This window comes from Bradyrhizobium sp. UFLA05-153, assembly GCF_054185185.1.
Genome location: NZ_JBBIAM010000236.1, coordinates 1 through 6202, shown reverse-complemented (window position 1 = coordinate 6202; position 6202 = coordinate 1). Strand labels below are relative to the sequence as shown.

General features: G+C 63.6%; 9 protein-coding genes. All 9 read left to right on the top strand.

Going from position 1 to position 6202, the window contains the following annotated elements:
* On the top strand, positions 1-216 hold a 216-nt coding region (fliE, locus tag Q2941_RS50350), incomplete at its 5' end, for a flagellar hook-basal body complex protein FliE (RefSeq protein ID WP_458197357.1).
* Positions 217-233: 17 nt separating this feature from the next.
* Entirely contained in the window at positions 234-1025 is a 792-nt protein-coding gene (gene flgG, locus Q2941_RS50345; RefSeq protein WP_027527195.1) for a flagellar basal-body rod protein FlgG, read from the top strand.
* 13 nt (positions 1026-1038) lie between these two features.
* On the top strand, positions 1039-1515 hold the full coding sequence (flgA, locus tag Q2941_RS50340; RefSeq protein ID WP_245288243.1) for a flagellar basal body P-ring formation chaperone FlgA: 477 nt from the start codon (positions 1039-1041) through the stop codon (positions 1513-1515).
* Positions 1512-2642, top strand: coding sequence for a flagellar basal body P-ring protein FlgI (gene flgI / locus Q2941_RS50335; RefSeq protein WP_027527197.1), 1131 nt, complete (start codon positions 1512-1514; stop codon positions 2640-2642). The genes flgA and flgI overlap by 4 nt, the downstream gene beginning before the upstream one ends.
* Positions 2643-2709: 67 nt before the next feature.
* Entirely contained in the window at positions 2710-3456 is a 747-nt protein-coding gene (locus Q2941_RS50330) for a MotE family protein (RefSeq protein WP_027527198.1), read from the top strand.
* A complete protein-coding gene (gene flgH / locus Q2941_RS50325; RefSeq protein WP_027527199.1) occupies positions 3456-4151 on the top strand; it encodes a flagellar basal body L-ring protein FlgH in 696 nt (231 codons plus the stop codon). The genes Q2941_RS50330 and flgH overlap by 1 nt, the downstream gene beginning before the upstream one ends.
* A 42-nt stretch (positions 4152-4193) precedes the next feature.
* Complete coding sequence (locus Q2941_RS50320) at positions 4194-4637, top strand: flagellar basal body-associated FliL family protein (protein ID WP_027527200.1); 444 nt, start codon at positions 4194-4196, stop codon at positions 4635-4637.
* Positions 4634-5374 (top strand): flagellar type III secretion system pore protein FliP, encoded by a 741-nt coding sequence (fliP, locus tag Q2941_RS50315; protein WP_254111044.1) that lies wholly within the window; start codon positions 4634-4636, stop codon positions 5372-5374. Before Q2941_RS50320 ends, fliP begins: the two co-directional genes overlap by 4 nt.
* 244 nt (positions 5375-5618) lie before the next feature.
* Positions 5619-6202, top strand: a 584-nt coding sequence (locus Q2941_RS50310) for a flagellin N-terminal helical domain-containing protein (protein ID WP_458197356.1), incomplete at its 3' end; no start/stop codon positions are given.

Here is a 6202-nt window from a genome sequence, read left to right as displayed (position 1 = left end):
GTTGGCTTCGACTCCGTGATGAAGCAGGTCACGACAGATGCGATCGGGACGCTCAAGGCCGGTGAGGCCGCGTCGATCTCGGCGATCCAGGGCAAGGAATCGACGCGGCGCGTCGTCGAGGCGCTGATGTCGGCGGAGCAGACGCTGCAAACGGCGGTCGCGGTTCGCGACAAGGTCGTGCAGGCCTACCAAGAAGTCGTTCGCATGTCGATCTGACCTGAAGGAATCAAGCTGTGAAATCGCTCGCCATCGCGGCCACCGGAATGAACGCGCAGCAGACCAATATCGAGGTCATTGCGAACAACATCGCCAACATCAACACGACGTCGTTCAAGCGGGCGCGTGCGGAATTCACCGACCTCTTCTACCAGATGGATCGCATGCAGGGCGTTCCGAATGCGACGGGCTCATCGCCGATCCCGGAGGGCGCCAATCTCGGTCTTGGCGTCAAGTCGGCGGCCATCCGCAAGCTGCACATCCAGGGCGCGCTCACGCAGACCGGCAATCCCTACGATTTGGCAATCAACGGCCGCGGCTGGTTTCAGGTGTTGGGCCCGAACAACGAGGTGCAATATACCCGCGCGGGCTCGTTCAACACCAATGCCAACGGCCAACTCGTCACAATGGACGGCTATTTGCTGGATCCTGCGATCACGGTGCCGCAGGGAACGGTCCAGGTCACGGTCAACCAGACCGGACAAGTGTTTGCCAAGCTGGACACGGAGGTGAACCCGCGCCAGATCGGCCAGCTCAACCTCGCGAACTTCGCCAACGAAGCTGGCCTCGAACCGCTGGGCAGCAATCTCTATCGCGAGACCACGGCTTCCGGCACGCCGGTCGTCGGTCTGCCGGGCGATTCCGGCTACGGCAAGATCAACCAGCAATATCTCGAGGCTTCGAACGTCGATCCCGTCAAGGAAATCACCGAGCTGATCTCCGCGCAGCGCGCCTATGAGATGAATGCCAAGGTCATCACGGCCTCGGATGAGATGGCCCAGACCGTGTCGAAGGGTCTTGGCCGCTAGTTCCGGTGTATCCATGTCGAACAGGCTCGGCCTGATCATGCGCGGGTTGGCCGCCGCGCTGCTGGTGCTCGCTTCTGCATCCCTGGCTGCGGCCGAGGATCGGCGACTTCCGGTGCCGGCCGTGTCGATACGCGCGGGCGAACTGATCCGCGAGGACATGATCACGGAGCGTGCCTTCGCGGCCAACCTTCTCGGCGTCGCCATGTTCATCGAAGGACGTCAGGTGCTGGTCGGACGCATGGCGCGGCGCACGCTGCTGCCGGGCCAGCCGATCCCGACCAATGCGGTCGAGGATCCCTGGACCGTCGCGCGCGGGGCTATGGTCAAGGTCGTGGTCGAAGACAGCGGCCTCTCGATCGTCACCTACGGCTCGGCCCTGCAATCGGGCGCGGCGGGCGCGCTCATTCCGGTGCGCAACACCGACACTGGTGTGGTCATCAGGGGTATCGTCCAGCCGGACGGCACCGTTAAGGTGATGGATGGATCATGATCAGGCTGCTGCTTGCGTTCATCCTCATCGCCTCCGCGACAAGCGCCCAGGCTGCCGTCCGTATCAAGGATATCGCTGATATCAAGGGACTGCGCGAAAACCAGATCGTCGGTTATGGCCTCGTCATTGGCCTCAACGGCACTGGCGACACGCTGCGCAACGCCCCGTTCACGGAACAGTCGCTCCAGTCGATGCTCGAGAACATGGGCATCAATGTCCGGAACGACACCACCAGCACGACCAACCCGACGCGACCGACCACGCTGCGCACGCGCAACGTCGCGGCGGTCATGGTCACCGCGGACCTGCCGCCGTCGATCTCGCCGGGCGAGCGCATGGACGTGACGGTGTCCTCGCTCGGAGACGCCACCTCGCTGCTCGGCGGCACCCTCGTGATGACGTCACTACGGGGGGCTGACGGCGCTGTCTACGCGGTGGCGCAAGGGGCCGTCACCGTTGCCGGGTACAGCGTGGGAGGCCAGGCGCAGAATGTCAGCCAGGGTACGCCGACCGCCGGTCGCATTCCGAACGGCGCGCTGATCGAGCGGGAGGTCCAGGGGAGCCTTCACGAGATGGAGTTCCTCGTGCTCGAGCTGAAGAACCCCGATTTCGTCACTGCAACGCGAATTCTCGATGCCATCAACCGCTATGCCGGCGGCCGCTACCGGGCGCAGATCGCCTTCGAGCGCGACTACCGGACCATCGTGCTGTCGAAGCCGAGCTATGCCGGCCCGGTCCGCTTTCTTGCCGAGATCGGCGAATTGACCGTCGAGCCGGATACGCCCGCACGGGTGGTGATCAACGAGCGTACCGGCACGGTGGTGATTGGGCGCGACGTGCGGATTTCGACTGTCGCGGTGACGCACGGCAATCTGTCGGTTCGCATAACGGAGCTTCCCGTCGTGTCGCAGCCCGCGCCGTTCTCGCGGGGGCAGACCGTGGTCGTTCCGCAGACCATGGTCGAGGCCAACGAGCCCGGGGCCCAGGTTGCGATCCTCAGCGGCGTCGATTTGCAGCGGCTGGTGCGCGGTCTCAACCAGATCGGCCTGAAGCCGTCCGGAATTATCGCGATCCTCCAGGCGATCAAGACGGCGGGCGCGCTCCAGGCCGATGTGATCGTCCAATGACGCGCAAGCGCCATGCAAGCCTGATCGCGCATGTCTGTCGTCTCGATCGCGATTCGCGTACGGCCCGATGCTGAAGCTGGATTACAAAACGCATCTCTTCTGCTTGATCGCGGTGTCGGTGCTGGCGAGCGCATCGCCGGCTGCGGCGCTGGACGAGCCGAAGCCGTCAAAGCCGCTCAATCTGCTCTCCTTCGCGCGAGCGCGCGCGGCTGGTCCGCAGAAGCCTCGCGCGCCGATCACGCCGCCTCCTAATGACACGAATTCGGTGAGGGCGACGGCCTGGGCTGCGGAAGATGCCGCACCCCTGACCACCGGCGCGGTGCCGGCTCCCGAGACGCCGCCTGTCACGCGCCCGCCCAAGACGGGCAGCGTAGCGCCGAAGCCCGCGCCACCCGTTGCGGCTGCGGCGCCCGAGAATGACGTTGCGCAGTTCTGCAGCAGCGTCGCAGACCCCGCCGTCGACGCGCGGCTGGCCTGGCAGTTGAAGGAGCTGGAGAAGGCGGAAAATCTGCTGCGCGAGCGGATCGCGGAGGTCGAGGCCAAGCGGACCGAATACGAGAAATGGATGGCGCTTCGCGACGAGTTCCTGAAGAAGGCCGAAGCGAGCGTGGTCGAGATTTATTCGCGCATGAAGCCGGAATCTGCCGCGACCCAGATCGCCAGCATGACGGACGAGACCGCCGCGGCCGTGCTCGCCAAGCTGAGCCCCAGGAGCTCGAGCGCGATCTTCAATGAAATGGATACGGCCCGCGCGGCGCATCTGGCCGATCTGCTCGGCGGAATGCGTCGCGTGGACGACGGAAAGACCAAGTAATGAAGAAGCCGATGCTCATCCTGTCGCTCGTGTTCCTGAGCGGTTGCGCCCAGGACCCGTCCGAGATCCTGCATGGGCCGCAATTGTCTCCCGTGGGCGACGGCCTGAGGACGCAGGCATATCCGATCCCGGTGACGCCCCGCGTCCGCACCCCGGTCAGCTACCGTTCGACCTGGGACGACGGCACCGATCTCTACCGCGACCCCCGCGCGCGGCGCGTCGGTGACGTCGTGACGGTGATCATCTCGATGCAGGACAAGGCGAAGCTCGACAACAAGACCGATCGCTCGCGCGACTCTCAGATCAAGTTCGGCCTCGACTGGTTGATGGACGTTGCCGGATGGAAGGACAAGGGCCAGGCAGGCGCCAACCTCTCCACCAATACCCAGATCAAGGGCAACGGCCAGATCGACCGCGCAGAAGACATCCAGCTGTCGGTTGCCGCGATCGTGACCGACGTGCTGCCGAACGGCAACATCATGATCAGCGGATCGCAGGAATTTCGTGTCAACACGGAGATGCGCGTGCTCAACGTCGGGGGCATCGTGCGTCCGCGGGACATTTCGCGGGGAAACACGATCTCTTATGAGAAGATCGCCGAGGCACGCGTGTCCTATGGCGGTCGCGGAAATCTGTCTGACGTGCAGCAGCCAGGATGGGGGCATCGGGTCTATGACACCGTGGCGCCGTTCTGAGGCCGAGGCCAATCGGGTCGCGTTGCGACGACAGGGGCCGCCATGCGCCTGATCGCGGCCATCGTGATCCTGACGCTGCTTGCGGTCGGCGCCGGCGCCGTCACGGGCTATCACCTGCTGGTGACGGCCGAGCGCGTCGTCGATGCCAGGAAGAACGTCACCCCGCCGCCCGTTGCGTCGACCTACACAGGGACGGCACGGTTGCGGAAGCTGTCGCCGGTCGTCACCAATCTTGCGGCGCCCGCCAACAATTGGGCCCGCGTCGAAGCCTCCATGGTCACCGACAGCATGAACGACGAGGAGGCGGGCATACTGGCCGCCCACATCAGCGAGGACATCGTCGCCTATCTCAGGTCGGCGACGGCTGCCCAGTTCGAAGGCGCGCGCGGGCTCCAGCATCTGCGGGATGACTTGTCCGAGCGCGCCAATGTCCGCTCCTCGGGCAAGGTTCGCGAATTGATTATCGAGACGTTGGTGATCCAGTGAGAACGAGAGTCCTGCTGCTTGCGTTGCTGCTAATCCTGCTGCCCGAGGTGGCACTCGCCCAAATTCCGGACCTCAACTCGCTGCTGCCGCCTGGAAACGGCTCGACCAGCGGCCGCATCATCCAGCTGATGGCGCTGATCACGGTGCTGTCGGTGGCGCCCGGTCTGCTCATCATGGTGACGAGCTTCACGCGATTTGCGGTGGCGCTGTCGTTCCTGCGCTCCGGTCTCGGCCTTCAGACCACGCCGGCCAACCTTGTCCTGATCAGCCTCGCGCTATTTATGACCTTCTACGTGATGGCGCCGACGTTCGATCGCGCCTGGGAGACCGGCGTCCAGCCGCTGATGAAGAACGAGATCTCGGAGGAAGAGGCCTATCTGAAGATCACCGATCCGTTCCGCGAGTTCATGCTGGCCCATGTCCGCGACAAGGATCTCCAGACCTTCGAGTCGCTCGCCGCGGAAAGCTTTCGCAGGAAGTTCGACGATAAGCGCATCGACCTGCGCGTCATCATCCCGGCCTTCATGATCTCCGAGCTCAGGCGCTCGTTCGAGATCGGATTCCTCATCATGCTGCCGTTCCTGGTCATCGACATGATCGTGGCGACGCTGACGATGTCGATGGGCATGATGATGATGCCGCCCACAGTGATCGCGCTGCCCTTCAAGATGCTGTTTTTCGTGCTGATCGACGGCTGGAACCTGCTCGCCTCCGGACTGGTGCGGTCGTTCTCGTAAGAGCCGCGATCGTCGGCCTACCGGCTGGTTATGGTTAGTGAAAAGTAATATTAACCATATGATATTGCTACGAAATTCAAGCTGCCCTTAATCTGGAAGCAAGATTCGACGTGCTAGCAATGCGTCACGGCGGGTTGGACCCCACCCACATCAGTCCAAAGGCATGATGCCGCCCCTCCGTACCGGTGAAAGCCCGGTATGTCCCCTGATGAAAATGTAACGCGTACATAAAGGGACATTCGCAATGTCGAGCCTGCTTACGAACTCTTCCGCCATGACCGCGCTCCAGACCCTGCGGTCTGTGAGCTCGCAACTCTCTACCACGCAGACCCGGATCTCCACCGGCCAGCGCGTGGCCACCGCTTCGGACAACGCCGCCTACTGGTCGATCGCGACTTCGATGCGTGCCGACAACGCTGCGCTCTCGGCCGTCTCCGACTCGCTCGGTCTGTCGGCCGCGACCGTCGATACCGAATATACCGCTCTGAACTCGGTCATCGGCGACAGCAACTCCGGCCTGACCAAGCTCCAGTCGCTGCTGGTCGAAGCCAAGACCGCCGGTATTGACCGCACCAAGATCCAGGCGGACATCACCCAGATCCAGCAGCAGATGCAGAGCACCGCCAATGCGGCGACCTTCAACGGAATTAACTGGCTGAGCATCAACACGGGCAGCGGATCCACGGCCACGCCGGCGACCTTCAACCTCGTGTCGTCTTACTCTCGTGTCGGCAACACGCCCACCACCGGTTCCATCACCGTGACGACCGCCAACTACGCGCTCTTCACCACCGGCGGCGCAAGTCCGACCGGCATTCTCGACGCGCA

Bases quoted from the DNA above. Each gene is read 5' to 3' on its own strand.
- flgA (WP_245288243.1), top strand. From the start codon at position 1,039: ATGTCGAACAGGCTCGGCCTGATCATGCGCGGGTTGGCCGCCGCGCTG.
- flgI (WP_027527197.1), top strand. From the start codon at position 1,512: ATGATCAGGCTGCTGCTTGCGTTCATCCTCATCGCCTCCGCGACAAGC.
- Q2941_RS50330 (WP_027527198.1), top strand. From the start codon at position 2,710: ATGCTGAAGCTGGATTACAAAACGCATCTCTTCTGCTTGATCGCGGTG.
- flgH (WP_027527199.1), top strand. From the start codon at position 3,456: ATGAAGAAGCCGATGCTCATCCTGTCGCTCGTGTTCCTGAGCGGTTGC.
- Q2941_RS50320 (WP_027527200.1), top strand. From the start codon at position 4,194: ATGCGCCTGATCGCGGCCATCGTGATCCTGACGCTGCTTGCGGTCGGC.